Below are 25,880 nucleotides of genomic sequence, written 5' to 3' on the forward strand. Positions count from 1 at the left end.
TGTGATTTTAACTTGAGGCCCTTACAAGCATGAGACCAGCCATTAGTGCAAGTAGAGAAAGCGCTACAGAGCCGATAACATAGCCAATTGCGGCCCCACTTTCCCCTCGTTCCCATAAAAGCACGGCATCGAGCGAAAAAGCGGAGAATGTGGTGAACCCGCCTAAAACGCCCGTTGCAAGCAAAAGACGCCATTCAGGACCAACATTTGCCCCCTTACGAGTAAGCCAAGCAATCAAGACGCCCATAAGAAACGAGCCGACCACATTGACGAAAAACGTGCCATAGGGAAAACCAGAACCCAACAGGCGCAAAGCTGCCAAACCTGAAAGGTGTCGAAGGCTCGCGCCAATCGCGCCACCTAATGCCACATAAAGCAAATGCGCCATGATTAGCTCTCCCCTCGCTCAGCCCGCAAACCGTTCCAATAGTCTATCCGCTTTTTGATGTCTCGCTCAAAGCCACGTTCGACAGGCTCATAATAAGTTTCGCGGCCCATCTTCTCAGGGAAATAGTTCTGGCCTGAAAAAGCCTGTGGCGCGTTATGATCATAATGATAGTTCGAGCCGTAGCCTTCTTCTTTCATCAGCTTTGTCGGCGCGTTCAAAATGTGTTTTGGCGGAAGCAATGAGCCATTTTCTTTGGCCGACCGCATCGCCGCTTTGTAAGCCACATAAACGGCGTTCGATTTTGGTGCCGTCGCGAGATAGACGCAGGCTTCAGCCAAAGCCAATTCGCCCTCTGGTGAACCGAGATAATCGTAGGCGTCTTTTGCTGCATTAGCGATAACAAGCGCCTGTGGATCAGCAAGGCCAATATCCTCACTCGCCATGCGCACCAAACGTCGCCCTAAAAACAGCGGGTCTTCACCCGCCACAAACATGCGGGCCAAATAATAAAGTGCAGCATCAGGGTCAGAGCCCCGCACCGCCTTATGAAGCGCTGAGATAAGGTTGTAGTGACCGTCTTGGCCCTTGTCATAAACAGGGGCACGGCGCTGGAGGAGGTTTTGCAGGCTGTCTGCATCAAGCACCTCATCTTCACCCACTGCCCGCCAAACTTCTTCAGCCAACATCAGCGAGGCGCGACCATCCCCGTCAGCCATACGCACAAGGGAAGCGCGGGCTGAGGCATCCAATGGCAGTTTTTTGTCTTCAAGCGCCTCAGCGCGCTCTAAAAGCCCGCTAATTGCCTCTTCATCCAGTGATTTGAAGGTCAAAACCTGCGCACGAGACAAAAGCGCCGCATTAAGCTCAAACGATGGGTTCTCTGTTGTGGCACCAACCAGCACCACGGTGCCGTCTTCCATAACGGGCAAGAAGCTATCTTGCTGAGCGCGGTTGAAACGGTGGATCTCGTCCACAAACAACAAAGTGCCCTTCCCGCTCATGCGGCGAGCGCGAGCAACCTCGAACATTTTCTTGAGATCAGCCACACCAGAAAAGATTGCTGAGATTTGTTCAAAAGCAAGATCAGTCTCATTGGCAAGCAATCTGGCTGTCGTTGTCTTGCCCGTTCCAGGTGGTCCCCAAAAGATGAGCGAACCGAGCGAGCGGGTGCGCAGCATTCTGGAAAGGACACCGCCCTCTCCCACCAAATGATCTTGGCCGATCACCTCATTGAGCAATTGCGGACGCAAACGGTCTGCTAAAGGCCGAGGCGCGTCTTTCGCTAGGTCACTGGAGGCGAACAGGTCAGCCATCTCACCCAGGAATATCGTTTGTTTCTAGCAATTGTCCCTTACGGCTTACAGCAAACCGCCATGTGGCGCGACGCCCCTGCACTAACTCTTCCAATTGCTGCGTGGAGGTTACGTCTTCTCCATTCAACCGCACAATGATGTCGCCTGTGCGCAATCCATACCGACGAGCGATAGAGCGCCGTGGCGCATTGATAACAATGACGCCTTTTTCTGCACCTTTAAACCGCAGCTCAGCAGCAAGCGCTGGAGAGAGGTTTGCAACAATCGCTCCGGCCAAAGGATTGCGGCCTTCCAAAGTTCGATCATCGCGTTCAATGGTTTCAGGTGGCGCAATGACTTCCAATCCCAATTCGTCGGAAGTACCGTTCCGCAAAATTGTAATATCCACCTGCTTGCCAACACCTTGGGTCGCCAAATGGTAATTGAAGGCATTTATGTCTCGGAATGGCTCGCCGTTTACCTCAACAATCAAATCTCCAATTTCCAGACCAGCTTCATCCGCTGGGCCATTTTCAAAAATACCCGTAACAAGCACACCCGATGGTCGTTTCAGCTCAAGGGTAGCGGCTAACTCTGAATCAACATTTTGGAACCGAGCACCGACCCAAGGGCGTTCAACTTTTGCGCTGCCTTGAAGAGCTGAATTCACCACGGTTCTCACCATGTCTGAGGGAATAGCAAAACCAATGCCGATAGATCCGCCAGAGCGGGAGTAAATAGCCGTGTTGATACCAACGATATCGCCATTCACATCAACCAACGCACCACCAGAATTTCCTGGATTAATGGAAGCATCTGTTTGGATGAAAAAGTTTGAATTGGAAATTGAACCATTTTGCTGCGAACGAGCGAGTGCGGACACGATGCCTTGTGTCACGGTTTGACCAACGCCGAACGGGTTGCCAATCGCAAGCACAAGGTCGCCGACTTCTACGCTCGATTGCGGTGCAAAGTTTAGGGCCGGAAATGCTTCTCCGTCACTTTGCAATTTCAAAACAGCGAGGTCGGTTTCTTGATCTTTCAAAATCACCTCAGCCACAAATTCACGACCATCTGACAGCGCAACTTTTACGTCGACTGCATTACGAATGACGTGGAAGTTTGTCACAACGATACCCGCTGGATCGACCATCACACCAGAGCCAAGATCGTTCTTCACCCGTGGTTGCGTCCGACCAAACCCCTTCTTACCGAAAAAGCGATCAAAAAAGGGATCATTGGCAAAGGGGCTTTGGCGTTGTTGAACCATGCGACTTGCGTAGACATTCACAACAGCTGGAGCCGTTCTCTTTACAACGGGTGCAAAAGTTAGGCGCACCTCACCGCTTGAGGATGGCACAGATTTCAAACCGCCCCGAAGGTTATCAACAAACCCTTCTTCAGCAACTGAAGGCGTTGCCGTTGCAAGGGGTGCGGAAACAAACAAGACAAACAACAATGAGCTGAGATACTTCATTCAATCAAAACCTTGATAAACTTTGAATTAGAAAAGGCCCCATATGGGGATGGTTCTCATCATATAGGTGCACACCATCGTTTAGCAAAGCCGCAACCTATGTCATTTGGAAAATGTCCAGATATAAACAAAAAACCGTGGTTGAGACCAACCACGGTTTAAATTTGTTCAGCAATGAAAGGCAGATTGCTTACGCAGCTGCTTCTTCTGATGCTTCTACGTCAGCTGTTGGTCCTGAATCTTGACCCTTCGCATCCACATCGCGGTCAACAAGTTCGATGACTGCCATTGGTGCATTGTCGCCATAACGGAAACCAGCTTTTAGCACACGGGTGTATCCACCATTGCGCTCTGTGTAGCGTGGACCCAAAATGTCGAATAGTTTTTTGACCATGTCGACATCACGGATTTTGCTGATGGCTTGACGACGAGCATGAAGATCGCCGCGTTTGCCAAGTGTGATGAGTTTATCAGCCACGGAACGCAACTCTTTTGCTTTTGGCAAAGTTGTTACAATCTGCTCGTGCTTGATAAGAGCTGCCGCCATGTTGGCAAACATTGCTTTACGGTGACTAGAAGTCCGATTCAGCTTACGGCCTGCTTTGCGGTGACGCATATTACTTCTCCTAAGGACGTATTCGCTTAGTGTGCGAATGGTCTCCCTTGATTAAAAATGATCTTCGAAACGCTTAGCAAGCTCTTCGATGTTCTCTGGCGGCCAGTTTGCCACTTCCATACCGAGGTGAAGACCCATTTGAGCGAGTACTTCTTTAATCTCGTTAAGTGACTTACGACCGAAGTTCGGTGTGCGAAGCATTTCTGCTTCTGTCTTCTGAATCAAATCGCCGATGTAAACGATGTTGTCGTTTTTCAGGCAGTTTGCAGAACGCACAGAAAGCTCCAACTCGTCTACTTTCTTGAGAAGTGCTGGGTTGAACGCGAGTTCTGGCACCTGCTCTTGAACCACTTCTTTTTCTGGCTCTTCGAAGTTGACGAAGATTGAAAGCTGATCCTGAAGAATGCGAGCTGAGTAAGCAAGCGCGTCTTCTGGTGTCAACGAACCATCTGTTTCAATTGTGAGGGTCAACTTGTCATAATCAAGTACTTGACCTTCACGGGTGTTTTCAACCTTGTAAGACACTTTCTTTACTGGTGAGTAAAGGCTGTCTACAGGGATCAAACCAATTGGCGCATCTTCTGGGCGGTTGCGATCTGCGGCAACATAACCTTTGCCGATGTTCACAGTGAATTCCATACGGATTTCAGCGCCCTCATCCAGTGTGCAAAGCACGAGGTCTGGATTGAGAATTTCGATATCACCAACAACGTTGATGTCACCAGCCGTAACAACACCTGGGCCTTCCTTGCGGATAACCATGCGTTGTGGGCCTTCGCTCTCCATGCGGATAGCGACTTCTTTAATGTTCAATACGATGTCTGTTACATCTTCGCGCACACCGGCGATTGAAGAAAACTCGTGCAACACACCATCGATTTGTACAGCCGTTACAGCAGCACCTTGCAATGAAGACAGCAAAACACGACGTAGAGCGTTTCCAAGCGTGAGGCCGAAGCCGCGCTCAAGAGGCTCTGCAACAACAGTTGCAATGCGGTTTTGATCTTTCCCTGCAGTGATGTTCAGTTTGGTTGGCTTAATTAGCTCTTGCCAGTTTTTTGAAATCACGTTTTTTATCCTTAGTCTCGAGTGCCACGGTGGCCTTGCGTGGCTTTGAGAGGAGATTGCTAGCGCTCCCACCCCCCGGCTCGTAAACCACGCAGGTCACAATGCGTGGCTGTTTGGATGCGTTATACGCGGCGACGCTTGCGCGGACGACATCCATTGTGCGGTATCGGTGTTACATCCCGAATTGACGTGATCACAAAACCTGCAGCCTGAAGTGCCCGCAAAGCTGATTCACGACCAGAACCTGGTCCGCAAACTTCAACTTCAAGGCTTTTCATGCCGTGGTCTGCCGCTTTCTTGCCCGCATCTTCAGCTGCAACCTGTGCAGCGTAAGGAGTCGACTTACGTGACCCCTTAAAACCCATCATGCCAGCAGACGACCATGAAATGGTGTTGCCTTGTGCATCTGTAATGGTGATCATTGTATTGTTGAACGTTGAGTTCACATGGGCAACGCCCGATGAGATGTTCTTCCGTTCACGGCGACGTACGCGCCCGGCTTCTTTTGCCATTTTATTTTATCCTAGATTTCAAACGCCGCCGTAGCACCAGCAGCTAAACCAAATTCACATCCAAAAGCAGACGTGAACTATTTCTTTTTACCTGCGATTGCTTTCGCTGGGCCCTTACGGGTACGTGCGTTCGTGCTTGTACGCTGACCGCGAACAGGCAAACCACGACGGTGACGAAGGCCACGGTAACAACCAAGGTCCATAAGACGCTTGATGTTCATCGCAGTCTCACGACGCAAGTCACCTTCAACCATGTAGTCACGGTCGATGGTTTCGCGAATTTGAATAACTTCTGCATCAGAAAGCTCATTAACACGAGTTGATGGGTTGATACCCGTCTTCGTTATGATTTCTTCAGCTTTCTTAGGTCCGATTCCGTGGATGTAACGCAGGGCAATAACCACGCGTTTACTTGTTGGAATGTTGACGCCCGCAATACGTGCCAAGGCAATTCTCCTGTATGAGCGAAAACCACATGTGCGGCTGCCGCATTATTTCTTGTTCAAACTGGAAAGGAAGCTAACTGACCTCAAAAAAGACTCAGTTGTAGACATCAATACCCAAGCTCGGATTTAGGCGGGTCTAAGACCAAAAAAGGGTTACGTCAATACCTTCTTGACAAAAAAAAGAATATATGAGTCTCCCAAACCCATCACTAACGCCACTTTCACGCAAATGATGGGAAAACTTGTAGAATTAGCCGTTCAAGATTTCATCTACTGAAGTTGTTACTTCATCAATGGATTGCATCCCGTCAATCTGACGTAAAGAACCTGTTTTGGCATAGTAATCTGAAACTGGTGCCGTCTGCTCATGATAGACAACTAAGCGTTTTGCTAGTGTTTCAGCATTGTCATCCGCACGCACGGTGCCAGAATCTTTCGCCCGTTGCTCAATGCGCGATAAAAGAACCGAATCATCAACTGTCAGCTCAATCACTGCATCTAGTGACATTGTTTTATCTTTAAGCATCGTATCAAGCGCTTCGGCCTGCGCCACTGTGCGTGGGAAGCCATCAAGTATAAAGCCATTGGCGCAATCAGGCTCTTCAATACGATCAGAGATGATGCCACAAATGATGTCGTCCGACACAAGATCGCCACGGTCCATCACTTCTTTCGCCATCTTGCCAACAGGCGTTCCTGCTGCAACAGCTGCACGAAGCATGTCACCGGTCGATAGTTGTACCACGCCGCGTGAATCGACAATACGTTGGGCCTGTGTACCCTTGCCCGCTCCCGGCGGACCCAACAAAATCAGTTTCACTTACGCTTCCCCCTTAGTTTCGATTTCTTCACGAGGCCTTCGTATTGCTGCGCAATCAAATGCCCCTGTACTTGCGCAACGGTATCCATGGTTACGCTCACCATAATAAGCAATGATGTCCCACCAAAAGCAACCTCAATACCACTATTTGGTAATAGGAACTCAGGGATAAGACAAACGATGGTCAGGTAGATCGCGCCGACCACAGTAATGCGTGTCAAAACGTGGTCGATATAGTTGCCAGTTTTCTCACCTGGACGAATACCTGGGATGAAACCACCCTGCTTCTTCAAGTTGTCAGCTGTCTCTTGTGGATTAAACACAATCGCTGTGTAGAAGAAGGCGAAGAAAATGATGAGGCCTGCAAAGAACAACAGATAAAGCGGCTGGCCACGGCCAAGCAATGCTGTGACTGTTGTAAGCCACTCTGGGCCGTTCCCGCTTGCTGTAAAGTTTGCAATCGTAATCGGAAGCAAAAGCAATGACGTTGCGAAAATTGGCGGGATAACACCAGCAGTGTTCAACTTCAAAGGCAGATGAGAGTTATCGCCTTGGAACATGCGGTTACCCATTTGACGTTTTGGATATTGAACGATCAAACGACGCTGCGCGCGCTCTACGAAAACGATCAAAGCAATCGTTGCAAGTGTGATCACGATGAAAGCAAGCAAGAGTGGTGTTGCAATCGCGCCTTCACGGCCCAACTGGAACAAACGTGAAATGATGCCTGGGATCTCAGCAACGATGCCTGAGAAGATAATCAAAGAGATACCGTTACCAATGCCGCGTGCTGTGATTTGCTCACCTAGCCACATCAGGAACATTGTACCACCTGTAAGGGTGATAACTGCCGTAATACGGAAGAACCAACCCGGACTTTCAACAAGCCCTCCACTGGCCTCTAGGCCAACAGCAATGCCGTATGACTGGACGATGGCCAAAAGAACCGTGCCGTAGCGTGTATATTGGTTGATAACCTTACGACCCGCCTCACCGTCTTTCTTCAGTTCTTCGAACTTTGGAATGACTGATGTCATCAACTGCATGATAATGGAGGCTGAGATATAAGGCATAATGCCAAGCGCGAAGATCGCCAAACGACCAACTGCACCGCCGGAGAACATGTTAAACAGGCCAAGAATACCTGTTTGAGCTTGTTCAAACGCGAGAGCGAGTTGTTGCGAATCAATACCTGGGATCGGGATATAGGTACCAATCCGGTAGATCACGAGCGCTGCAAGCGTGAACCAAATGCGTTTTTTTAATTCGGTCGCTTTTGAAAACGTACCAAAATTAACGTTGGCTGCGAGTTGTTCTGCTGCTGATGGCATGGATTTCCTCTAAAGGGCGCTTGTTATCAATGATCGATAACCACGCCCAATCCCAAATTGACGGTTTTCGTTTCTACTATCTAGTAGTTTTCAACCAAAACCAAAATAAAAACCTTAGTCTAAGTACAAAAAAAGGCCTGAAAACTCAATCGCTGAAACAGCGCAAGAGCTCAGACCTTTAATTAATTCACCGCTTAAGCGCCGAGGATAGTAACCTTGCCGCCTGCTTTTTCAACAGCTTCAACTGCTGACTTAGACGCGCCTGCAAGCTCAAAGTTTACAGCGCCTTTAAGTTCGCCGTCTGACAAAAGACGAACGCCGTCTTTGATCACTTTGACGATGCCAGCAGCTTTAAGGGCTTCAACATCAACAGTTGCTTTAGCGTCGAGCTTACCAGCGTCGATGGCGATTTGCACACGAGCAAGGCTTACAATGTTGTAATCCTTAGAGTTGCGTGCATTAAAGCCACGTTTTGGCAAACGCATATAGATTGGCATTTGGCCGCCTTCGTAACCTGCAATGGCAACACCAGAGCGAGATTTTTGACCTTTAACACCACGGCCACCGGTTTTACCGACGCCAGAACCGATACCACGACCCACGCGCTTGCGTGACTTCATAGAGCCCGGCTTATTTTGGATATCGTTGAGTTTCATTTTCTCAATCCTAAATTCTAAGCTATTAGGCGTCGTCGACAACACGAACGAGGTGGCTCACCTTACGGATCATTCCGCGTACAGATGGCGTATCTTCGAGCGTGCGACGACGGTGCATTTTGTTAAGGCCAAGACCGATTAGGGTCTGACGTTGGTCTTGCGGGCGGCGCAATGGGCTACCAATTTGCTCAACCGTTACTGTTTTTTTCTCAGCCATTGTCTTCAGTCTCTCTTCACGTACAGCGATTAAGCGACATCATCGACGCCAGCCATTTGGCGGCGTGCTTGAAGCTCAGATACTTTGAGACCGCGACGAGCAGCAACCGAACGAGGGCTGTCTTCACGTTTCAAAGCGTCGAATGTGGCGCGAACCATGTTGTATGGATTAGATGTACCTAGTGATTTAGCAACCACGTCTTGAACACCCAATGTTTCAAATACAGCACGCATTGGACCACCAGCGATGATACCAGTACCAGCAGGTGCTGCACGAAGCAAAACCTTACCAGCGCCGTGACGACCGCGCACATCGTGGTGCAAAGTACGACCTTCACGAAGTGGTACGCGGATCATCGTTTTCTTAGCAACTTCCGTTGCCTTACGAATTGCTTCCGGCACCTCACGTGCTTTACCATGACCAAAACCAACGCGGCCTTTCTGATCACCAACAACCACTAGGGCTGCAAATGCCATACGACGACCACCTTTAACGGTTTTCGCTACACGGTTGATGTGAACAAGCTTGTCAACAAATTCGCTGTCGCGCTCTTCACGATCCCGATCTCTTCCTGCCATGATCTCGACCCTCTAAAACTTCAGGCCGCCCTCACGGGCAGCTTCTGCCAGAGCTTTCACTCGGCCATGATAAATGTTACCGCCGCGATCGAAGATTACCTCTTCGATACCGGCCTCTTTTGCGCGCTCAGCAATAAGTTTGCCAACAGCAGAAGCAGCGTCAATGTTGCCGCCGTTCTTGATGTCAAGCGATGATGCTGCAGCAACTGTGTTGCCATTTGCGTCATCAATAACCTGAGCATAGATGTTCGCAGAAGAACGATAAACGCTCAAACGAGGGCGACCATTGGCCACTGCCTTGATTTGGCGACGTACACGCTTTTGGCGACGCTCTTGCGGATTTTTCTTGTAAGCCATCGTACGATCCTACTTCTTCTTGCCTTCTTTGCGGAAGATATACTCATCCGCATATTTGACACCTTTGCCTTTATACGGCTCTGGCGGACGCCAAGCACGAATTTCAGCTGCGACTTGACCAACTTGCTGTTTGTCCATGCCAGAAACCGTAATTTCTGTTGGCTTAGGACAAGCAACCTGAATGCCGTCTGGCACTTGATAAACCACATCGTGGCTGAAGCCGAGAGCAAGTTGGAGATTAGTACCCTGCATTGCTGCACGATAACCAACACCGTTGATCTCTAGTTTCTTTTCAAAGCCATCAGTCACACCAGTGACGATGTTCTGGATCATCGTGCGGGACATGCCCCACTTAGACCGCGCGTCTTTACTTTCGTCGCGCGGATCTACAACGATCCCATCATCAGTCATTTTGACCAATACTTCATCATTGACCACAAAAGAGAGTTCACCCTTAGGGCCTTTTACTGCGACCTGTTGGCCGTCGATGGTTGCTGTGACGTTAGTCGGTACTGCAACCGGTTTTTTCCCAATACGAGACATCAGACTTCCTGCCTGTGGTTCCGTTTCAACCTAGCGATGTTTATTTCAATGACAGTCATTAGAAGATCTGACAAAGAATTTCACCACCCACATTTTCTTCACGAGCGCGCGAATCTGACATAACACCTTTTGGTGTCGACAGAATTGATACGCCCAAACCGTTCGATACGGTCGGAATGTTCTTCACCGAAGAATATACCCGACGACCTGGTTTCGAAATTCGCTTAATCTCACGAATTACCGGCTCACCATCGAAATACTTCAACTCGATGGTAATTTCAGATTTACCTGCTGCATATTCAGCTTGTGAATAGCCGCGGATAAAGCCCTCAGACTGCAACACTTCAAGCACATTAGCGCGAAGACGTGATGCAGGGGTAACAACGCTCGATTTATCCCGCATTTGGGCGTTACGAATACGTGTCAGCATATCGCCGAGAGGATCAGTCATACTCATAATCTATCCCCTTACCAGCTTGATTTGACCATGCCAGGAACTTTACCGAAATTGCTCAACTCACGAAGAGCAATACGGGACATTCCTAGCTTGCGATAGTAACCGCGTGGACGACCGGATACACTACACCGGTTGCGAACGCGCGTTTTTGAACCATCACGTGGAAGTTCAGCAAGCTTCATATGAAGCTTGAAACGATCTTCAAATGACAGACTTTCGTCTTTCATCTGCGCTTTAAGAGCTGCACGCTTGTCCGCAAATTTTGCGACCGACGCACGCTTACGCTTATCTTTTTCAGTTGCGCTTTTCTTAGCCATTTTCTCTATCCTCTCACCGGCGCCTATTGGCGGAACGGGAAGTTGAATTCACTTAGAAGCTTGCGTGCTTCGTCGTCGGTTTTCGCAGTTGTTTGAACAACCACATCAAAACCCCAGTTTTGATCGATTTTATCGTAATCGATTTCTGGGAATACGATGTGTTCTTTAATGCCCATAGCGTAGTTGCCACGACCATCAAAGCTTTTTGGGTTCAAACCGCGAAAGTCACGAACGCGAGGCAATGCAATAGTTACAAGACGGTCAATGAACTCATACATACGAGTAGAGCGCAATGTCACCTTACAACCAAGTGGCATATCTTCACGAACTTTAAAGCCAGCGATTGACTTACGAGCGCGGGTGATGACCGGTTGTTGACCAGCGATGAGAGCAAGATCGCCAAAGGCTGCCTTTACTTTCTTCGTGTCATTAACTGCTTCGCCAACACCCATGTTGATGACGACTTTTTCAATACGCGGGATCTCCATAGAATTCTTATAGTTGAATTCTTTGACGAGGTTCTCGCGGATCACGTCTTCATAGAGCGTCTTAAGACGCGGAATGTAAGAAGCTTCAGCCATCGATCACTTCTCCTGAACGCTTAGCAAAACGAACTTTCTTGTCACCTTCAATTTTGAAGCCAACGCGAGTTGCTTTACCATCTTTTGGATCTTCAATTGCAAGGTTAGACAACTGGATTGGAGCCGGCTTCGTGATGATGCCGCCTTCTTGGCCAGCTGATTGCTTTGTGTGACGACGGATAAGGTTCACGCCGTCTACAACAGCACGTCCCTCACTAGGCATCACGCGAGCAATCGTGCCCTTTTTGCCTTTATCTTTACCGGCGAGCACGATTACTCGGTCGCCCTTTTTCAGCTTCGCTGCCATGGTTTTCCCCTTAGAGAACTTCTGGTGCAAGCGAGATGATTTTCATCTGGCTCTTACCACGTAATTCACGTGGAACCGGACCGAAGATACGCGTACCGATCGGCTCGGAGTTAGTGTTCAGAATAACAGCTGCATTACCGTCGAAACGGATGAGGCTGCCATCTGGACGACGGATACTTTTGGCTGTACGTACGACAACTGCCTTACGAACATCACCTTTCTTCACACGACCCCGTGGAATGGCTTCTTTTATTGACACCACAATGATGTCGCCAACAGAAGCATATTTCCGTTTGGAACCGCCGAGAACCTTGATGCACTGAACGCGACGAGCGCCGGAGTTATCGGCCACTTCCAAGTTAGTTTGCATCTGAATCATGAGCTTACGCCACTTCTTCTAGTTATGGATCAGGAGGACCCGACCCTATTCGATTATTTTCCAGCCGATGCGCTGCGTTCAGCAAGCACCGTCCACCGTTTCGTCTTCGAAATCGGCTTACACTCTTCGATCAACACCATGTCGCCAGTTTTGAACTGGTTGGCATCATCGTGCGCCTGGTAATTCTTTGAACGACGAACAACCTTTTTGAATAGTGGGTGGTTGAAGCGACGCTCAACTTTTACCACTATGGTCTTGTCGGTCTTATCAGACACTACGGTGCCCTGGAGTATGCGCTTTGGCATTTCTTTATCTCACCTTAAGCGTTGCTTGCTGCGCGTTTTTCTGCAGCAATTGTCATTACTTTAGCGATCGTGCGGCGAACCTCACGAACACGAGCAGTATTTTCCATCTGGCCAGATGCTCGTTGAAAGCGCAGGTTAAACTGTTCTTTCTTAAGCGCTAGAAGATTATCTTCAAGCTCGTCCAGTGTTTTTGTTCTCAAATCAGCGGATTTCATCTGATCTCACCTTAGTCTGGAATACGCTGTACAAAGCGTGTTTTGATCGGAAGCTTCATCGCTGCTAGGCGCATTGCCTCACGTGCGATTGGCTCTGATACGCCGTCAATTTCAAACATTACCCGGCCTGGTTTAACGCGGGCTGCCCAAAAATCAGGAGAACCTTTACCTTTACCCATCCGAACTTCTGTCGGCTTGGATGATACTGGCACATCTGGAAAGATGCGGATCCATACACGACCGGCACGTTTCATGTGACGTGTCATGGCACGACGAGCCGCTTCGATCTGGCGGGCAGTAATCCGCTCAGGTTCAACAGCTTTCAAACCATAGGCACCAAAATTCAAGCTGGTGCCACCTTTGGCTTCACCGTGAATCCGGCCTTTGTGCATTTTACGAAACTTTGTGCGCTTTGGCTGCAGCATTGTTTCTGTTCCTTAAACTCTTGTTCTTATCAAAAGTGACTTACTTGTTGTCACGATCACGATCACGACCACCTTCGCGACGACGTCCGCCACCTGAAGGTGCACCCTCATTCGCTGAAAGCGCGCGTTTTTCTGATGCCATTGGATCATGCTCTAGGATTTCGCCTTTGAAAATCCAAACCTTGATACCAATGATGCCATAGGCTGTTAAACCTTCTGCTACACCATAGTCAATATCTGCACGCAAAGTATGTAGTGGCACGCGACCTTCACGATACCATTCGATACGCGCAATCTCTGCACCACCCAGACGACCGCCTGTGTTGATACGAATGCCAAGAGCACCCATGCGCATTGCGTTTTGAACCGCACGCTTCATAGCACGACGGAACGCAACACGGCGTTCCAGCTGCTGAGCGATTGATTGTGCAACCAGTGTCGCGTCTAGCTCAGGTTTGCGTACTTCAACAATGTTGATGTGCACTTCTGAAGCTGTAATTTCAGACACTTTCTTGCGAATTTTCTCAATGTCAGCGCCTTTTTTGCCGATCACGATGCCTGGACGGGCAGAGTGAATTGCAACGCGACATTTTTTATGAGGACGCTCAATAACAACTTTAGCAACAGCTGCTTGTTTGAGTTCCTTCATGATGAGAGCACGAATTTTGATATCTTCGGCCAAAAGCGTACCATATTCGCCTTTGTCCGCATACCAACGGCTGTCCCATGTGCGGTTAATACCGAGGCGTAGGCCTATCGGGTTTATTTTCTGACCCATTACGCGGCCTCCTCAACTTCACGAACAACGATGGTGAGATGTGAGAAAGGCTTCAAGATACGAGCGCCACGACCACGAGCACGAGCGCGGAAACGCTTCATGACCATTGCCTTGCCGACGAAAGCCTCTGCAACAACAAGATTATCAACATCGAGCTGGTGATTGTTTTCAGCATTTGCAATCGCGCTTTCTAGCGTCTTCTTCACGTCATCAGAGATGCGCTTAGATGAGAACGTTAGGTCTGCGAGTGCACGCTCAGCTTTTTTGCCGCGGATCAATTGAGCCACGAGATTAAGCTTTTGCGGGCTAACACGGATATTCCGGTTAATCGCCATTGCTTCATTGTCAGCCAGTCGACGGCTACCCTTAGGCTTGCCCATCGTTACTTCCTCTTCGCTTTCTTATCCGCACCGTGACCATAGTAGGTACGGGTCGGGGAAAATTCACCGAGCTTGTGACCAACCATGTCTTCCGACACAGATACAGGCACATGTTTTTGACCGTTGTAGACACCGAATGTCAAACCAACGAACTGAGGCAAAATCGTCGAACGACGACTCCACGTCTTGATAACTTCATTACGGCCGCCTTCGCGAACCTTATCTGCTTTTTTTAGCAGGTATCCGTCAACGAACGGACCTTTCCAAACTGAACGAGCCAAGTGTCCCGTCTCCTATCGCTTGTTCTTGCGCTGATGACGTGAGCGCACAATGAACTTATCTGAAACTTTACTTTTCGAACGTGTCCGCTTGCCCTTGGTAGGTTTGCCCCAAGGAGTAACCGGGTGACGACCACCTGATGTACGGCCTTCACCACCACCATGTGGGTGATCGACCGGGTTCATCGCAACACCGCGAACAGAAGGACGTTTGCCCAACCAACGATTACGACCAGCTTTACCCATGTTAGTGTTTGAGTTGTCTGGATTAGACACCGCACCAACAGTTGCAAGGCATGAGCCATGTACTAAGCGAGTCTCGCCTGAGTTCAAGCGAATAATTGCATAGCCTTGATCGCGACCAACATATTGAACGTAAGCACCAGCAGAACGAGCGATTTGACCACCCTTGCCTGGCTTCATTTCAACGTTGTGAACAATCGTACCAACCGGCATTGACGCAAGCGGGATAGTGTTACCCGGCTTAATATCAGCTGTCTTAGATGAGATGACTTTATCACCAACATCCAAACGCTGAGGCGCCAAGATGTAAGACAATTCACCATCGTCATATTTGATCAGCGCAATAAACGCTGTCCGGTTTGGATCGTACTCAATACGCTCTACCGTTGCTGATACATCAAGCTTGTTACGCTTGAAATCGATCAGACGATAAGAACGTTTGTGACCACCACCGCGACGACGCGATGTGATGCGGCCTGTGTTATTTCGGCCACCTGATTTTGATAGACCCTCTGTGAGAGCCTTTACAGGTTTGCCCTTATAAAGTGCCGAACGATCGACCAGGACCAACTGACGTTGGCTGGGAGTATTCGGCTTGAAGGTTTTTAATGCCATCTTGGTTCACTCACCCTTTAAAGACCGGTCGTAACGTCGATAGTGCTGCCTTCTTGCAGCGTTACGATCGCCTTTTTAACGTCACTTTGTTTGCCAATGATGCCACGGAAGCGTTTCACTTTACCCTTACGGTTCAAAGTGTTAACTGCCTTAACTTTCACAGAAAACAAAGCTTCCACAGCGTTTTTGATCTCTGGCTTAGTAGCCGTCGATGCAACATTGAAAACAACTTGGTTGTTCTCAGACACTAATGTCGACTTCTCTGTAATCACCGGCGAGCGGATGATGTCGTAATGTTTCAAATCACTCATTTGAACCGCTCCTCAAGCGCTTCGACGGCTGCTTTTGTCAAAACAAGCTTGTCGCGGCGCAAAATGTCATAAACATTGATACCTTGCACAGGCAATACATCAACATTTGGAATGTTACGGCTAGCCTGAGCGAAGTTATCTTCAATCTCAGCACCACCGATTACGAGGGCATTTGCAAGACCGAGGTCACTCATCTGGCCACGTAATGTTTTTGTTTTACCGTCTGACTTTGCATCGTCAACAATAATCAGGCTTTCTGATTTTGCTTTTGAAGAAAGTGCGTGACGAAGTGCAAGAGCACGAATTTTCTTAGGTAGGCTGTGTGCATGGTCACGAACGTTTGGACCAAATGCTTTACCACCACCACGGAACTGAGGTGCCTTACGGTCGCCGTGACGAGCGCCACCTGAACCCTTTTGACGAACAAACTTTTTGCCTGTTGCATCTAGGTCAGAGCGTGTCTTAGCAAAGTGTGTACCAGCGCGGCGTTTTGCCTGTTGGTAGCGAACCATGCGGCTCAAGATGTCGGCGCGAGGCTCAAGACCGAATACTTCGTCTGAGAGCTTAACTTTGCCGGCAGCTTTGCCTTCAAGAGTTGTGACTGAAAGTTCCATTATGCTTCACCTTCGCTTTCTGCTTCAGCAGCAGGAGCCGCATCAGAAGAACCGCCAGCAGCCTTGAATGCACCTGGTAGAGGAGCATCATCTGGACGGGCGCGTTTAACAGCGTCACGAACGAGGATCCAAGCACCTTTTGATCCAGGGACAGCGCCCTTGATCATGATCAGACCACGATCAACGTCAGTTTTAACAACTTCAACGTTTTGTGTCGTCACGCGCTCGGCACCCATGTGACCGGCCATTCTTTTACCTTTAAACACCTTACCTGGATCCTGACACTGGCCAGTTGAACCGTGGGCACGGTGAGAGACCGAAACACCGTGAGAGGCGCGCATACCACCGAAGTTGTGGCGCTTCATCGCACCGGCAAAACCTTTACCGATTGATGTCCCTGTCACGTCAACGCGTTGGCCAGATACAAAGTGATCCGCTGTCATCTCAGCACCAACCTCAATGAGGTTTTCTGCGTCAACGCGGAACTCTGCGACCTTGCGCTTTGGTTCGACCTTAGCAACGGCAAAATGTCCGCGCATTGCTTTAGGTGTATTTTTCACTTTGCGAAAACCAGAACCTAGTTGCAAAGCTGTGTAACCGTTCGCGTCTTCTGTGCGTTGGGAAACAACTTGGCAATTGTCTAGTTTCAGAACGGTTACGGGTACACCCTCACCTGCATCGTTGTAGATGCGGGTCATACCGACCTTCTGTGCTATCACTCCTGAACGCATGGCGTCCTCTTCCTGTTCTAAGCTCTAGTCTAAAACTAGAGTTTGATCTCAACATCAACACCAGCAGCAAGATCGAGCTTCATCAGCGCGTCTACTGTTTGAGGTGTCGGTTCGACAATATCTAAAAGCCGCTTATGCGTGCGCATCTCGAATTGCTCGCGACTCTTTTTGTCAATGTGCGGCGAGCGGTTGACCGTATATTTTTCAATACGTGTCGGCAGCGGTATAGGACCGCGAACCTGTGCACCGGTGCGCTTTGCTGTATTCACAATCTCTAGCGTCGACGCATCTAGGATGCGGTGATCGAACGCCTTGAGACGGATGCGAATGTTTTGACCGTTCATAAACTTGGTCCCCAAGGGATGCGTTTCATACAGCTGACGTAAACTACGTTTTGGTCAGCCAACTTGTTACAATATCGTCCTAAGACGAAGATTAAAAACGGCGCGCAACACGAAGCCGCGCGCCCTTTAAAACTACTCAGTGATTGAAGCAACCACACCAGCACCAACGGTACGGCCACCTTCGCGGATCGCGAAACGTAGACCATCTTCCATGGCGATTGGTACGATAAGCTCAACATCAACAGAAACGTTGTCACCAGGCATAACCATTTCAGTGCCAGCAGGCAAAGACACAACACCAGTCACGTCAGTTGTACGGAAGTAGAACTGTGGACGGTAGTTAGTGAAGAATGGAGTGTGGCGGCCACCCTCGTCTTTTGTGAGGATGTATGCTTCTGCTTTAAACTTCGTGTGTGGTGTCACTGAACCTGGCTTACAAAGAACTTGGCCACGCTCAACTTGTTCACGGTCGATACCACGGATAAGAGCACCGATGTTATCGCCTGCTTCACCACGATCGAGAAGTTTGCGGAACATTTCAACGCCTGTACAGGTCGTTTTCTGTGTTTCTTTAACGCCAACGATTTCGATTTCTTCGCCAACATTAACTACACCGCGTTCAACACGACCAGTTACAACTGTACCGCGACCAGAAATTGAGAACACGTCCTCGATAGGCATCAAGAATGGTTGGTCAATTGGACGCTCTGGAGTTGGGATGTAATCATCAACAGCCGCCATCAATTCAGCAATTTTCTCAGTGCCAATTTCTGGGTTTTTGTCTTCGAGGGCAGCAAGAGCTGAACCTGCAACGATTGGAATATCGTCGCCTGGGAAATCATAAGATTCTAGAAGTTCACGAACTTCCATTTCAACAAGCTCTAGAAGCTCTTCGTCATCTACTTGGTCAACTTTGTTCAAGAAAACAACAAGCGCTGGAACACCAACCTGACGTGCAAGCAAGATGTGCTCACGTGTCTGAGGCATTGGGCCATCAGCAGCTGAACAGACAAGGATCGCGCCATCCATTTGAGCCGCACCCGTGATCATGTTTTTCACGTAGTCGGCGTGACCTGGACAGTCAACGTGTGCGTAGTGGCGGTTCTCTGTTTCATACTCAACGTGAGCTGTTGAAATAGTGATACCACGTGCGCGCTCTTCAGGAGCACCATCGATTTGGTCGTAGGCTTTGAATTCACCAAATGATTTAGTGATCGCAGCTGTTAGTGTTGTTTTACCATGGTCAACGTGGCCAATTGTGCCGATGTTGACGTGTGGTTTATTACGTTCAAATTTCTCTTTTGCCATCAGAACTCTCCGTTCTCTTCCGTTATCGATGACCTAGCGGTCGTCTTAGTTAAAGGCCACTAGGCCAGTTTCGATTGAATTTCCTGAGCCAATGCCGTCGGCACCTGCTCATAGTGATCAAATTGCATTGAATACTGCGCACGGCCCTGAGACATAGAGCGCAGTGTATTGATATAGCCAAACATATTGGCCAAAGGCACCATAGCGTCAATAACGTTTGCGTTGCCGCGAACATCTTGACCCTGAACTTGGCCCCGACGTGATGTCAGATCGCCAATTACAGATCCTGTGTACTCTTCAGGAGATACAACTTCTACCTTCATGATTGGCTCAAGAAGAACCGCACCAAGGTTGTTTTTGTTTTCGCGGAAACAAGCACGCGCCGCAATTTCAAAAGCAAGTACGCTTGAGTCAACGTCGTGGTAAGCACCATCATAAAGTGTTGCTTTAACACCAAGCATTGGGAAACCAGCAACTGGGCCAGCATCCATTACGCTTGCGAGACCTTTTTCAACGCCAGGGATGTATTCTTTAGGAACAGCACCACCAACGATCTTGCTTTCGAATACAAACTCTTCGCCCTCTGGGTTTTGTTCAAATTCGATCTTAACGCGAGCGAATTGACCAGAACCACCAGACTGCTTCTTGTGAGTGTAGTCAGCATCGAATTTCTTCGTGATCGTTTCACGGTAAGCAACCTGTGGTGCACCGATATTCGCTTCAACGTTGAATTCGCGCTTCATACGATCAACCAAGATGTCGAGGTGCAACTCACCCATACCAGCCATAATTGTTTGGCCAGATTCTTCGTCTGTTTTAACGCGGAAGGACGGATCCTCAGCAGCAAGACGATTAAGGGCAAGACCCATTTTTTCTTGGTCGACTTTTGTTTTTGGCTCGATAGCGATTTCAATCACTGGCTCAGGGAACTCCATGCGTTCCAAAATAACCGGCTTCAAGGTATCACTAAGGGTGTCACCTGTTACTGTGTCTTTCAAACCAACAACAGCAACGATATCACCAGCATAAGCTTCTTTGATTTCTTCGCGTTCGATTGAATGCATAAGCAACATACGACCGATACGTTCTTTTTTCTCTTTGACTGTGTTTGTCAAAGTAACACCTGCTTGCAAAACACCTGAGTAGATGCGGCAGAATGTTAGTGCGCCATATTGGTCATCCATAAGCTTGAATGCGAGCATAGAAAGCGGCTCTTCATCCGAAGCTTTACGGTCCATTGGGCTATCGTCTTTAGGGTTGATACCTTTAATCGCCGGAATATCGATCGGAGATGGAAGGAAATCAACAACAGCATCTAGAAGCGGCTGTACACCCTTGTTTTTAAAGGCAGAACCACAAAGCACTGGAACGAACATATTGTCGATTGTACCGCGGCGAATAATGCGACGAAGTGTTTCAGCGTCTGGCTCATTACCTTCAAGGTATTGTTCCATTGCATCTTCATCTGCCTCAACAGCAGCTTCGATCATCATTTCACGGTATTCAGCGGCTCTGTCTGCAAGATCAGCAGGGATATCAACAACATCCCATGATGCGCCAAGGTCTTCACCCTGCCAGATCAACGCCTTCATCTCGATAAGATCAACAACGCCTTTAAGTTCAGTTTCTGCACCGATTGGGATTTGAACTGGAACCGGTACCGCACCAAGGCGATCACGGATCATTTCAACGCAACGGTAAAAGTCAGCGCCTGTTTTGTCCATTTTGTTGACAAAAATCATGCGTGGAACTTCGTATTTATCAGCCTGACGCCAAACAGTCTCTGTTTGCGGCTCAACACCAGCATTTGCATCGAGAAGCGCTACTGCACCATCGAGAACGCGGAGTGAACGCTCAACTTCAATTGTAAAGTCAACGTGGCCAGGAGTGTCGATGATGTTGAAGCGACGCTTCTTGCCATCACGGCCTTCCCAGAATGTGGTTGTCGCAGCAGATGTGATTGTAATACCACGCTCTTGCTCTTGCGCCATCCAGTCCATAGTGGCTGCGCCATCATGAACTTCACCAATCTTGTGGCTTTTACCAGTGTAATAAAGAATACGCTCTGTCGTTGTGGTTTTACCCGCATCGATGTGAGCCATAATACCAAAGTTACGGTAGTCTTCTATTTTATATTCACGTGCCATTTTTCAAATCCGTTCGGGAGGATGATCCGAAATCTATAATTACTACCAACGATAGTGAGAGAACGCACGGTTGGCTTCAGCCATCCGGTGTGTATCTTCACGCTTCTTAACTGCTGTACCGCGACCGTTTGCTGCATCTAGCAACTCACCAGACAAACGCTCAACCATTGTGCGCTCATTACGACCGCGAGCGGCTGAAAGCATCCAACGAATTGCGAGAGCCTGACGACGCTCTGTACGAACCTCAACAGGAACCTGATACGTTGCACCACCAACACGACGTGAACGAACCTCAACTTGAGGCATCACGTTTTGAAGTGCATCGTGGAACATTTGAACTGGATCAGACTTTGTTTTTTCTTCCATCTGATCAAGCGCGCCGTAAACGATCCGCTCTGCGATCGATTTCTTACCGTCGCGCATGACGGAGTTCATGAATTTTGTGATTACGATATCACCGAATTTTGGATCCGGAATGACATCGCGTTTTTCTGCTCTATGACGACGTGACATATTCTAAAACCCTTACTTCGGACGCTTCGCGCCGTATTTCGAACGACGCTGTCTACGATCTTTAACACCTTGCGTATCGAGAACACCACGAATGATGTGGTAACGAACGCCGGGCAAATCTTTTACACGACCGCCGCGGATCATCGCGACTGAGTGCTCTTGAAGGTTGTGACCTTCACCTGGGATGTAGCCGATGACTTCAAAGCCATTTGTTAGGCGAATCTTGGCTACTTTACGAAGAGCCGAGTTCGGCTTTTTCGGTGTTGTCGTATACACACGCGTACAAACACCGCGCTTTTGCGGGCATGCTTCCATCGCTGGAACTTTGTTACGCTTTACCGGCGCTTTGCGCGGCTTGCGAACCAACTGGTTGATCGTCGGCATAAGAGGCCTTTCAGTTCTCATACTAATACGAGCGAACTCAAAAACCGGGCGCATCTTCCGCAAATTAGCGAAATATGCGCTACACTGGTTTCAGCGAGCGCTCGACGAGCAGAGGATTTCCGGAGAAATCATGCGTCTAGTGGTTTAATCATGTGTCACGAACACCGTTTAAGTTGGAAATTTACCGCATAGACTGCTGGTAAAGCGACACAACTTACCGCCTGTTCGAAAGTGAGCGGAAACTACTCTTAGGAATCCATCCCGTCAAGGGGGTGATTCAGAATTATTTAATCCCTGCATTTACGAGGATTTAACCCGACTGATTCTTACCTCAACCAAAGGTATAGATACATAGCCCCCAACCGTGCCTTTTATCACCTCGACGGAGCCGATTTTGGGGTTTTAACCTCCATACACTCTCGCACAAGAAGCCTCCCCTGTAAGCCCCTTTCAGGAGCGATAAGAACGCAATGAGATTTAGTTCGCAGACAACACGTCAATAGCGCTATTTTTTTTATTTGGAACGGCAATCAGTATCGCCAGCATTTGAGGGAGGAGAATTGAGTCGAATACCGAATCTGAAAGTGCCCAAACAGAATCAAGCGCCACGCAATCGGCAGCACCTCTTAATGCTTTATACGTTACCGACAAAGGTGCGCGATTTCACATACCGTCATTTGATTGGGCAAGAGAAGATTGGCTTTGATTAGCTAGAAGAAACAGCGGATAGGAAATTAGAAACTGTACCGCGTAGTTTTTGGGCTTGGCCTGCTAGCGCTTCTGACGCTTCTAGCACCTCATCTGCAGATTTATTTGTTTGGCCAGCAGCCTCCGTCACCCCATCAACCACAAGTGTCAGTTCATTCGTGCCATCTGCTGCGCGGGTCACATTGGAATTAATTTCGTTGGCGGCATGGTTTTGTTGATCAAGGGCTGTAGAGATCGAGCTTGTAAATTCATCGACTGTCGCCATTTGATCAGCAATCGTGGAAATCGCGATTACAGTATCACCAGTTGATTCCTGAATACTCTCCACATGCGCTGCAATCTCTTCCGTCGCTTTAGAGGTTTGCGATGCTAGGTTTTTCACCTCAGAGGCAACCACGGCAAAACCTTTACCCGCCTCACCTGCTCTAGCCGCCTCAATGGTCGCATTAAGCGCGAGAAGATTAGTTTGCTCAGCGATCTCTTGAATGATCGAAATCACTTCACCAATTTTTTGTGCAGCTGAGTGAAGAGTGTTCACTTTGTCATTCGTCTCTTTGGTCGAGCTTGCTGCTTGATTGACGATTTGCTTGGTATCGCGAACACGCGCTGCAATGTCTTCCACAGAGGAAGTCAACTCGATTGTCGCCTTGGCCACCGCTTGCACATTATCGGATGTGGTGTTTGATGCATTGGTTGCTGACTTCGCCTTATCCGTCGTGTTGCTTGCAACATCAGATAACGACTTTGCCGTACCGCGCATTTGATCAGCTTCACCGTCTACGGAATTGAGGGCATATTCAACTTCCCCGCGGAAATCTTTAACCAGCTGCTCTACTGCTTGTTGGCGCTTAGTATCTTTCTCACGCGCTGCATCACTTTGCTCACGCAATTTAAGCTGCTCGGAGATGTTGTCGCGGAAGCGCAAGACAGCTGTCGTGATCTGGCCTACCTCATCAGTGCCTTTGGCGTCAGCAAAAGAAACTTGCGTATCACCGTCAGCCAGTTTGTTGGCATCACCCAACAAGGCCGCAACAGGGCGGGTAACTGATCGAACGATGAAAAACATCGCAACAGCGCCCACCAACAAAATTAGCAAAATGGAAAACTGGACGACAAGAAACTTTTGTTTTTGTTGTTGAGCACGCGCATGAGCGACTGCAATCAAATCTTCAGCAAAACCGACTTCCACCGCTTTCAACTCAGCAATGCGATCGCCTGAAGCTTGCCACCAAGTTTCACCATTATACGGCAAGTCTGTTTTATTGATGATACCGTCAACGCTCTGCTTACGCTTCTTTGCAAATTCCTGCATCAAAGGTTTTTCGTAAAACTCGTTGAAGAATTCAATTTGTTCTGGTGATGAGTAATCCATGATGATGTCGAGCAATTGTCGCTGACTTTCACCATGAGCCACGAATTCTAAGAACGTCTCATTGTCAAAAGAACCGACACCAAAACCAACGGAACCCATAGCCCGCTCTAAACTGGAGGCTTCCACAAACAAGAGGTGGGAGTAATACGTTGAGAGATTACGATACAACTTAGTATCATCTGTCAGACGTCGGATCTGATGAATGCCTGTTAGTGTTTTTTCGATCGTATGAGAGAAATATTTAACAGCCTCAGGCACCGTAGTGCCACCTTGATCAACATTGCTACGAACCAACTCCAGCTGGTTTAGCTGGTAGTCAATTTTCTCTACAGCATAAGTAAGCAGATCAAGACTTTTTGTCGTCTCAATCAACGTGGCGATTTGCTTGTATTCTTTGATTTTTAGGTCTGCCTCAACACGGTGCTTCCTAAGGCGCCCCTCAAAGGATGAATCCATGGCCGCAAGTACGCCAGCAGAAAGTCCGCGTTCTGTTTGTAGGGCATGAGTGAGCTCAGAGAAAATAGGCGCGACTTCAGCAAGCGTCGCAACCACGACCGCCTCATTCTTACCTTGGTGCGCGGTGTAAAGCTGTACGCCGCCAAAATACAAGATGGGCAAGAGCGCAAAAGCGAACAGCAAAATGATACGATGAAAAAGTGCAATTTTGCGCATAAGACAGCCCCATAAAACTTCCAACCGCACAGTATGAATTTTATGGTAAATATTTATTTAAAACACTTCAAACCAATCCAAAAAAAACGCTTTTCAATTTAAACAACTGATAAGTCATCAGAGTAAAATTTGCCTACAATTACTTGCATACGCAGGAACAACTGGGCGCCGTTATTCTAGCGAATATCAACGAGAACACCCTTGAACAACGAGCTGATCTGGCGGTAAGCGTTGAGCGGCAAAATTTCCGTGACATATTGATCGGGCCTAACGATCACGATGCAGCCCGATTTGCGGCTGATATTACGCCTACCAAAGATATCGTCTTGCCCTTTAATTGCACAGAATACCTTCTCATAATCGGTTAGCCCCAGCGTGCCTGTTTCTGGAACAAAGAGTGCTGGCATATTGATGCAATCTAGGGTGCGATAATCGTGCTGAAGGATCGCTCTAATATCGATCACCTCGTCAGCTTTTCGGCCTTTTGCCATGAGTTGGTTACGCAGTGAATTTGGATCATCCAGCATATGCTTTGAAAACGCCGCTAACCCGCCGCCCTCAGCACCGACATCTTCGCTGTCTGCAAACACAAACAAACGCCACCGACCATCTGCTTTGATTGTATGGGCAAGGTGCTCCCGCTTTGCATCACCCACACGAACAACGGGCGCAGAATGAAAGCGCATACCGATTTGGAAGCCTGTGGCCAAATGCTGGTGCTCGCCATTCGATGTGATCAACGATGGCGCATAGCAGGTTTCAACGCCTGCGGTATAACGGGCATGTTTTGCAAAGTAGCGCTGAAATTCAGCTTCAACAGAACCATCAGTTTTGCGCGCACTGAACAGGCGCGCCATGTCGCGGTCGAACTCGATCAGTTCTTCCGCCTTAGCTTGGCGTTCTTGGTCGTAAGTGGAAAGAAGTTCCCAAGGAGACTGACCACGCAAGACACTGGCAAGCTTCCAGCCAAGGTTGAATGTATCAGCCATGGAGACATTCATCCCCTGCCCAGCTTTCGGACTATGGGTATGGCAGGCATCGCCCGCAATGAAGACACGCGGATGGGTTTTACCTTTTTCGTTTTCGCTAACATCATCAAAAGACGAACAAACCCGCTGGCCAATCTCATAAGCCGACCACCATGCGACTTGCTTCACATCAAGACTGTAGGGGGCCAGAATATCTTGGGCGCGTG

General features: G+C 48.6%; 36 protein-coding genes. All 36 read right to left on the reverse strand.

Features of this window, described 5'->3' with window-relative positions; translation table 11 throughout:
* Positions 1 to 7: 7 nt before the first annotated feature.
* Complete coding sequence (crcB, locus tag ABJO30_10065) at positions 8 to 388, reverse strand: fluoride efflux transporter CrcB (protein ID MEP3233159.1); 381 nt, start codon at positions 386 to 388, stop codon at positions 8 to 10.
* 2 nt (positions 389 to 390) lie between these two features.
* Positions 391 to 1,701: a replication-associated recombination protein A gene (locus ABJO30_10070; protein MEP3233160.1), complete on the reverse strand. Its 1,311-nt coding sequence runs from the start codon at positions 1,699 to 1,701 to the stop codon at positions 391 to 393.
* 1 nt (position 1,702) lies between these two features.
* Positions 1,703 to 3,157 (reverse strand): Do family serine endopeptidase, encoded by a 1,455-nt coding sequence (locus tag ABJO30_10075; GenBank protein MEP3233161.1) that lies wholly within the window; start codon positions 3,155 to 3,157, stop codon positions 1,703 to 1,705.
* A 190-nt stretch (positions 3,158 to 3,347) separates the two neighbouring features.
* Complete coding sequence (gene rplQ, locus ABJO30_10080) at positions 3,348 to 3,773, reverse strand: 50S ribosomal protein L17 (GenBank protein ID MEP3233162.1); 426 nt, start codon at positions 3,771 to 3,773, stop codon at positions 3,348 to 3,350.
* A 51-nt stretch (positions 3,774 to 3,824) separates the two neighbouring features.
* The gene (locus tag ABJO30_10085) at positions 3,825 to 4,841 is read right to left on the reverse strand and encodes a DNA-directed RNA polymerase subunit alpha (protein ID MEP3233163.1); all 1,017 of its coding nucleotides are present in this window, start codon (positions 4,839 to 4,841) and stop codon (positions 3,825 to 3,827) included.
* A 122-nt stretch (positions 4,842 to 4,963) separates the two neighbouring features.
* On the reverse strand, positions 4,964 to 5,353 hold the full coding sequence (gene rpsK / locus ABJO30_10090) for a 30S ribosomal protein S11 (protein MEP3233164.1): 390 nt from the start codon (positions 5,351 to 5,353) through the stop codon (positions 4,964 to 4,966).
* Between the two features lie 77 nt (positions 5,354 to 5,430).
* Positions 5,431 to 5,799, reverse strand: a complete 369-nt coding sequence (gene rpsM, locus ABJO30_10095; GenBank protein ID MEP3233165.1) for a 30S ribosomal protein S13 — start codon at positions 5,797 to 5,799, stop codon at positions 5,431 to 5,433.
* 250 nt (positions 5,800 to 6,049) lie between these two features.
* Positions 6,050 to 6,619: an adenylate kinase gene (locus ABJO30_10100; protein MEP3233166.1), complete on the reverse strand. Its 570-nt coding sequence runs from the start codon at positions 6,617 to 6,619 to the stop codon at positions 6,050 to 6,052.
* The gene (gene secY / locus ABJO30_10105) at positions 6,616 to 7,950 is read right to left on the reverse strand and encodes a preprotein translocase subunit SecY (GenBank protein ID MEP3233167.1); all 1,335 of its coding nucleotides are present in this window, start codon (positions 7,948 to 7,950) and stop codon (positions 6,616 to 6,618) included. The genes ABJO30_10100 and secY overlap by 4 nt, the downstream gene beginning before the upstream one ends.
* Positions 7,951 to 8,144: 194 nt before the next feature.
* Positions 8,145 to 8,606, reverse strand: coding sequence for a 50S ribosomal protein L15 (rplO, locus tag ABJO30_10110; protein ID MEP3233168.1), 462 nt, complete (start codon positions 8,604 to 8,606; stop codon positions 8,145 to 8,147).
* 25 nt (positions 8,607 to 8,631) lie between these two features.
* Positions 8,632 to 8,823 carry a 50S ribosomal protein L30 gene (gene rpmD, locus ABJO30_10115; protein MEP3233169.1) on the reverse strand — a complete coding sequence of 64 codons (192 nt, stop codon included), beginning with the start codon at positions 8,821 to 8,823 and terminating at the stop codon, positions 8,632 to 8,634.
* Positions 8,824 to 8,852: 29 nt separating this feature from the next.
* Positions 8,853 to 9,401, reverse strand: coding sequence for a 30S ribosomal protein S5 (gene rpsE / locus ABJO30_10120; GenBank protein MEP3233170.1), 549 nt, complete (start codon positions 9,399 to 9,401; stop codon positions 8,853 to 8,855).
* A gap of 12 nt (positions 9,402 to 9,413) precedes the next feature.
* Positions 9,414 to 9,758, reverse strand: coding sequence for a 50S ribosomal protein L18 (gene rplR, locus ABJO30_10125; protein MEP3233171.1), 345 nt, complete (start codon positions 9,756 to 9,758; stop codon positions 9,414 to 9,416).
* 9 nt (positions 9,759 to 9,767) lie between these two features.
* Positions 9,768 to 10,301 carry a 50S ribosomal protein L6 gene (gene rplF / locus ABJO30_10130; GenBank protein MEP3233172.1) on the reverse strand — a complete coding sequence of 178 codons (534 nt, stop codon included), beginning with the start codon at positions 10,299 to 10,301 and terminating at the stop codon, positions 9,768 to 9,770.
* Positions 10,302 to 10,359: 58 nt separating this feature from the next.
* Positions 10,360 to 10,758 carry a 30S ribosomal protein S8 gene (gene rpsH, locus ABJO30_10135; GenBank protein ID MEP3233173.1) on the reverse strand — a complete coding sequence of 133 codons (399 nt, stop codon included), beginning with the start codon at positions 10,756 to 10,758 and terminating at the stop codon, positions 10,360 to 10,362.
* Positions 10,759 to 10,769: 11 nt separating this feature from the next.
* Complete coding sequence (gene rpsN, locus ABJO30_10140) at positions 10,770 to 11,075, reverse strand: 30S ribosomal protein S14 (protein MEP3233174.1); 306 nt, start codon at positions 11,073 to 11,075, stop codon at positions 10,770 to 10,772.
* A 23-nt stretch (positions 11,076 to 11,098) separates the two neighbouring features.
* Positions 11,099 to 11,656: a 50S ribosomal protein L5 gene (rplE, locus tag ABJO30_10145; protein MEP3233175.1), complete on the reverse strand. Its 558-nt coding sequence runs from the start codon at positions 11,654 to 11,656 to the stop codon at positions 11,099 to 11,101.
* A complete protein-coding gene (gene rplX, locus ABJO30_10150) occupies positions 11,649 to 11,963 on the reverse strand; it encodes a 50S ribosomal protein L24 (GenBank protein ID MEP3233176.1) in 315 nt (104 codons plus the stop codon). The genes rplE and rplX overlap by 8 nt, the downstream gene beginning before the upstream one ends.
* A 10-nt stretch (positions 11,964 to 11,973) precedes the next feature.
* The gene (gene rplN, locus ABJO30_10155) at positions 11,974 to 12,342 is read right to left on the reverse strand and encodes a 50S ribosomal protein L14 (GenBank protein ID MEP3233177.1); all 369 of its coding nucleotides are present in this window, start codon (positions 12,340 to 12,342) and stop codon (positions 11,974 to 11,976) included.
* A 53-nt stretch (positions 12,343 to 12,395) separates the two neighbouring features.
* Complete coding sequence (gene rpsQ / locus ABJO30_10160) at positions 12,396 to 12,647, reverse strand: 30S ribosomal protein S17 (protein MEP3233178.1); 252 nt, start codon at positions 12,645 to 12,647, stop codon at positions 12,396 to 12,398.
* A 14-nt stretch (positions 12,648 to 12,661) separates the two neighbouring features.
* A complete protein-coding gene (gene rpmC, locus ABJO30_10165; protein ID MEP3233179.1) occupies positions 12,662 to 12,862 on the reverse strand; it encodes a 50S ribosomal protein L29 in 201 nt (66 codons plus the stop codon).
* An 11-nt stretch (positions 12,863 to 12,873) separates the two neighbouring features.
* On the reverse strand, positions 12,874 to 13,287 hold the full coding sequence (rplP, locus tag ABJO30_10170) for a 50S ribosomal protein L16 (GenBank protein ID MEP3233180.1): 414 nt from the start codon (positions 13,285 to 13,287) through the stop codon (positions 12,874 to 12,876).
* Between the two features lie 40 nt (positions 13,288 to 13,327).
* Positions 13,328 to 14,065 (reverse strand): 30S ribosomal protein S3, encoded by a 738-nt coding sequence (rpsC, locus tag ABJO30_10175; GenBank protein ID MEP3233181.1) that lies wholly within the window; start codon positions 14,063 to 14,065, stop codon positions 13,328 to 13,330.
* Positions 14,065 to 14,445: a 50S ribosomal protein L22 gene (gene rplV, locus ABJO30_10180; GenBank protein ID MEP3233182.1), complete on the reverse strand. Its 381-nt coding sequence runs from the start codon at positions 14,443 to 14,445 to the stop codon at positions 14,065 to 14,067. Before rplV ends, rpsC begins: the two co-directional genes overlap by 1 nt.
* A 2-nt stretch (positions 14,446 to 14,447) precedes the next feature.
* Positions 14,448 to 14,726, reverse strand: a complete 279-nt coding sequence (gene rpsS / locus ABJO30_10185; protein MEP3233183.1) for a 30S ribosomal protein S19 — start codon at positions 14,724 to 14,726, stop codon at positions 14,448 to 14,450.
* 12 nt (positions 14,727 to 14,738) lie between these two features.
* Positions 14,739 to 15,581 carry a 50S ribosomal protein L2 gene (gene rplB, locus ABJO30_10190; GenBank protein MEP3233184.1) on the reverse strand — a complete coding sequence of 281 codons (843 nt, stop codon included), beginning with the start codon at positions 15,579 to 15,581 and terminating at the stop codon, positions 14,739 to 14,741.
* A 17-nt stretch (positions 15,582 to 15,598) separates the two neighbouring features.
* A complete protein-coding gene (locus ABJO30_10195; protein MEP3233185.1) occupies positions 15,599 to 15,892 on the reverse strand; it encodes a 50S ribosomal protein L23 in 294 nt (97 codons plus the stop codon).
* The gene (gene rplD, locus ABJO30_10200) at positions 15,889 to 16,506 is read right to left on the reverse strand and encodes a 50S ribosomal protein L4 (GenBank protein ID MEP3233186.1); all 618 of its coding nucleotides are present in this window, start codon (positions 16,504 to 16,506) and stop codon (positions 15,889 to 15,891) included. Before rplD ends, ABJO30_10195 begins: the two co-directional genes overlap by 4 nt.
* Complete coding sequence (gene rplC, locus ABJO30_10205; protein MEP3233187.1) at positions 16,506 to 17,237, reverse strand: 50S ribosomal protein L3; 732 nt, start codon at positions 17,235 to 17,237, stop codon at positions 16,506 to 16,508. Before rplC ends, rplD begins: the two co-directional genes overlap by 1 nt.
* 35 nt (positions 17,238 to 17,272) lie before the next feature.
* Positions 17,273 to 17,581, reverse strand: a complete 309-nt coding sequence (gene rpsJ, locus ABJO30_10210; GenBank protein MEP3233188.1) for a 30S ribosomal protein S10 — start codon at positions 17,579 to 17,581, stop codon at positions 17,273 to 17,275.
* Between the two features lie 132 nt (positions 17,582 to 17,713).
* Entirely contained in the window at positions 17,714 to 18,889 is a 1,176-nt protein-coding gene (gene tuf, locus ABJO30_10215) for an elongation factor Tu (GenBank protein ID MEP3233189.1), read from the reverse strand.
* A gap of 59 nt (positions 18,890 to 18,948) precedes the next feature.
* On the reverse strand, positions 18,949 to 21,036 hold the full coding sequence (gene fusA, locus ABJO30_10220; GenBank protein MEP3233190.1) for an elongation factor G: 2,088 nt from the start codon (positions 21,034 to 21,036) through the stop codon (positions 18,949 to 18,951).
* A gap of 42 nt (positions 21,037 to 21,078) precedes the next feature.
* Positions 21,079 to 21,549, reverse strand: coding sequence for a 30S ribosomal protein S7 (gene rpsG, locus ABJO30_10225; GenBank protein ID MEP3233191.1), 471 nt, complete (start codon positions 21,547 to 21,549; stop codon positions 21,079 to 21,081).
* Positions 21,550 to 21,561: 12 nt separating this feature from the next.
* Positions 21,562 to 21,933: a 30S ribosomal protein S12 gene (gene rpsL / locus ABJO30_10230; GenBank protein MEP3233192.1), complete on the reverse strand. Its 372-nt coding sequence runs from the start codon at positions 21,931 to 21,933 to the stop codon at positions 21,562 to 21,564.
* Positions 21,934 to 22,639: 706 nt separating this feature from the next.
* Positions 22,640 to 24,685 carry a nitrate- and nitrite sensing domain-containing protein gene (locus ABJO30_10235; GenBank protein MEP3233193.1) on the reverse strand — a complete coding sequence of 682 codons (2,046 nt, stop codon included), beginning with the start codon at positions 24,683 to 24,685 and terminating at the stop codon, positions 22,640 to 22,642.
* 176 nt (positions 24,686 to 24,861) lie between these two features.
* Positions 24,862 to 25,880, reverse strand: a 1,019-nt coding sequence (locus ABJO30_10240) for an FAD-dependent monooxygenase (protein MEP3233194.1), incomplete at its 5' end; no start/stop codon positions are given.

This window comes from Hyphomicrobiales bacterium, assembly GCA_039973685.1.
Taxonomy (GTDB): Bacteria; Pseudomonadota; Alphaproteobacteria; order Rhizobiales; family JACESI01; genus JACESI01.

Coding starts and splice junctions, on each gene's coding strand:
- crcB (MEP3233159.1), bottom strand. CDS start 388: ATGGCGCATTTGCTTTATGTGGCATTAGGTGGCGCGATTGGCGCGAGC.
- ABJO30_10070 (MEP3233160.1), bottom strand. CDS start 1,701: ATGGCTGACCTGTTCGCCTCCAGTGACCTAGCGAAAGACGCGCCTCGG.
- ABJO30_10075 (MEP3233161.1), bottom strand. CDS start 3,157: ATGAAGTATCTCAGCTCATTGTTGTTTGTCTTGTTTGTTTCCGCACCC.
- rplQ (MEP3233162.1), bottom strand. CDS start 3,773: ATGCGTCACCGCAAAGCAGGCCGTAAGCTGAATCGGACTTCTAGTCAC.
- rpsK (MEP3233164.1), bottom strand. CDS start 5,353: ATGGCAAAAGAAGCCGGGCGCGTACGTCGCCGTGAACGGAAGAACATC.
- secY (MEP3233167.1), bottom strand. CDS start 7,950: ATGCCATCAGCAGCAGAACAACTCGCAGCCAACGTTAATTTTGGTACG.
- rplO (MEP3233168.1), bottom strand. CDS start 8,606: ATGAAACTCAACGATATCCAAAATAAGCCGGGCTCTATGAAGTCACGC.
- rpmD (MEP3233169.1), bottom strand. CDS start 8,823: ATGGCTGAGAAAAAAACAGTAACGGTTGAGCAAATTGGTAGCCCATTG.
- rpsE (MEP3233170.1), bottom strand. CDS start 9,401: ATGGCAGGAAGAGATCGGGATCGTGAAGAGCGCGACAGCGAATTTGTT.
- rplR (MEP3233171.1), bottom strand. CDS start 9,758: ATGGCTTACAAGAAAAATCCGCAAGAGCGTCGCCAAAAGCGTGTACGT.
- rplF (MEP3233172.1), bottom strand. CDS start 10,301: ATGTCTCGTATTGGGAAAAAACCGGTTGCAGTACCGACTAACGTCACA.
- rpsH (MEP3233173.1), bottom strand. CDS start 10,758: ATGAGTATGACTGATCCTCTCGGCGATATGCTGACACGTATTCGTAAC.
- rpsN (MEP3233174.1), bottom strand. CDS start 11,075: ATGGCTAAGAAAAGCGCAACTGAAAAAGATAAGCGTAAGCGTGCGTCG.
- rplE (MEP3233175.1), bottom strand. CDS start 11,656: ATGGCTGAAGCTTCTTACATTCCGCGTCTTAAGACGCTCTATGAAGAC.
- rplX (MEP3233176.1), bottom strand. CDS start 11,963: ATGGCAGCGAAGCTGAAAAAGGGCGACCGAGTAATCGTGCTCGCCGGT.
- rplN (MEP3233177.1), bottom strand. CDS start 12,342: ATGATTCAGATGCAAACTAACTTGGAAGTGGCCGATAACTCCGGCGCT.
- rpsQ (MEP3233178.1), bottom strand. CDS start 12,647: ATGCCAAAGCGCATACTCCAGGGCACCGTAGTGTCTGATAAGACCGAC.
- rpmC (MEP3233179.1), bottom strand. CDS start 12,862: ATGAAATCCGCTGATTTGAGAACAAAAACACTGGACGAGCTTGAAGAT.
- rplP (MEP3233180.1), bottom strand. CDS start 13,287: ATGCTGCAGCCAAAGCGCACAAAGTTTCGTAAAATGCACAAAGGCCGG.
- rpsC (MEP3233181.1), bottom strand. CDS start 14,065: ATGGGTCAGAAAATAAACCCGATAGGCCTACGCCTCGGTATTAACCGC.
- rplV (MEP3233182.1), bottom strand. CDS start 14,445: ATGGGCAAGCCTAAGGGTAGCCGTCGACTGGCTGACAATGAAGCAATG.
- rplB (MEP3233184.1), bottom strand. CDS start 15,581: ATGGCATTAAAAACCTTCAAGCCGAATACTCCCAGCCAACGTCAGTTG.
- ABJO30_10195 (MEP3233185.1), bottom strand. CDS start 15,892: ATGAGTGATTTGAAACATTACGACATCATCCGCTCGCCGGTGATTACA.
- rplD (MEP3233186.1), bottom strand. CDS start 16,506: ATGGAACTTTCAGTCACAACTCTTGAAGGCAAAGCTGCCGGCAAAGTT.
- rplC (MEP3233187.1), bottom strand. CDS start 17,237: ATGCGTTCAGGAGTGATAGCACAGAAGGTCGGTATGACCCGCATCTAC.
- rpsJ (MEP3233188.1), bottom strand. CDS start 17,581: ATGAACGGTCAAAACATTCGCATCCGTCTCAAGGCGTTCGATCACCGC.
- tuf (MEP3233189.1), bottom strand. CDS start 18,889: ATGGCAAAAGAGAAATTTGAACGTAATAAACCACACGTCAACATCGGC.
- fusA (MEP3233190.1), bottom strand. CDS start 21,036: ATGGCACGTGAATATAAAATAGAAGACTACCGTAACTTTGGTATTATG.
- rpsG (MEP3233191.1), bottom strand. CDS start 21,549: ATGTCACGTCGTCATAGAGCAGAAAAACGCGATGTCATTCCGGATCCA.
- rpsL (MEP3233192.1), bottom strand. CDS start 21,933: ATGCCGACGATCAACCAGTTGGTTCGCAAGCCGCGCAAAGCGCCGGTA.
- ABJO30_10235 (MEP3233193.1), bottom strand. CDS start 24,685: ATGCGCAAAATTGCACTTTTTCATCGTATCATTTTGCTGTTCGCTTTT.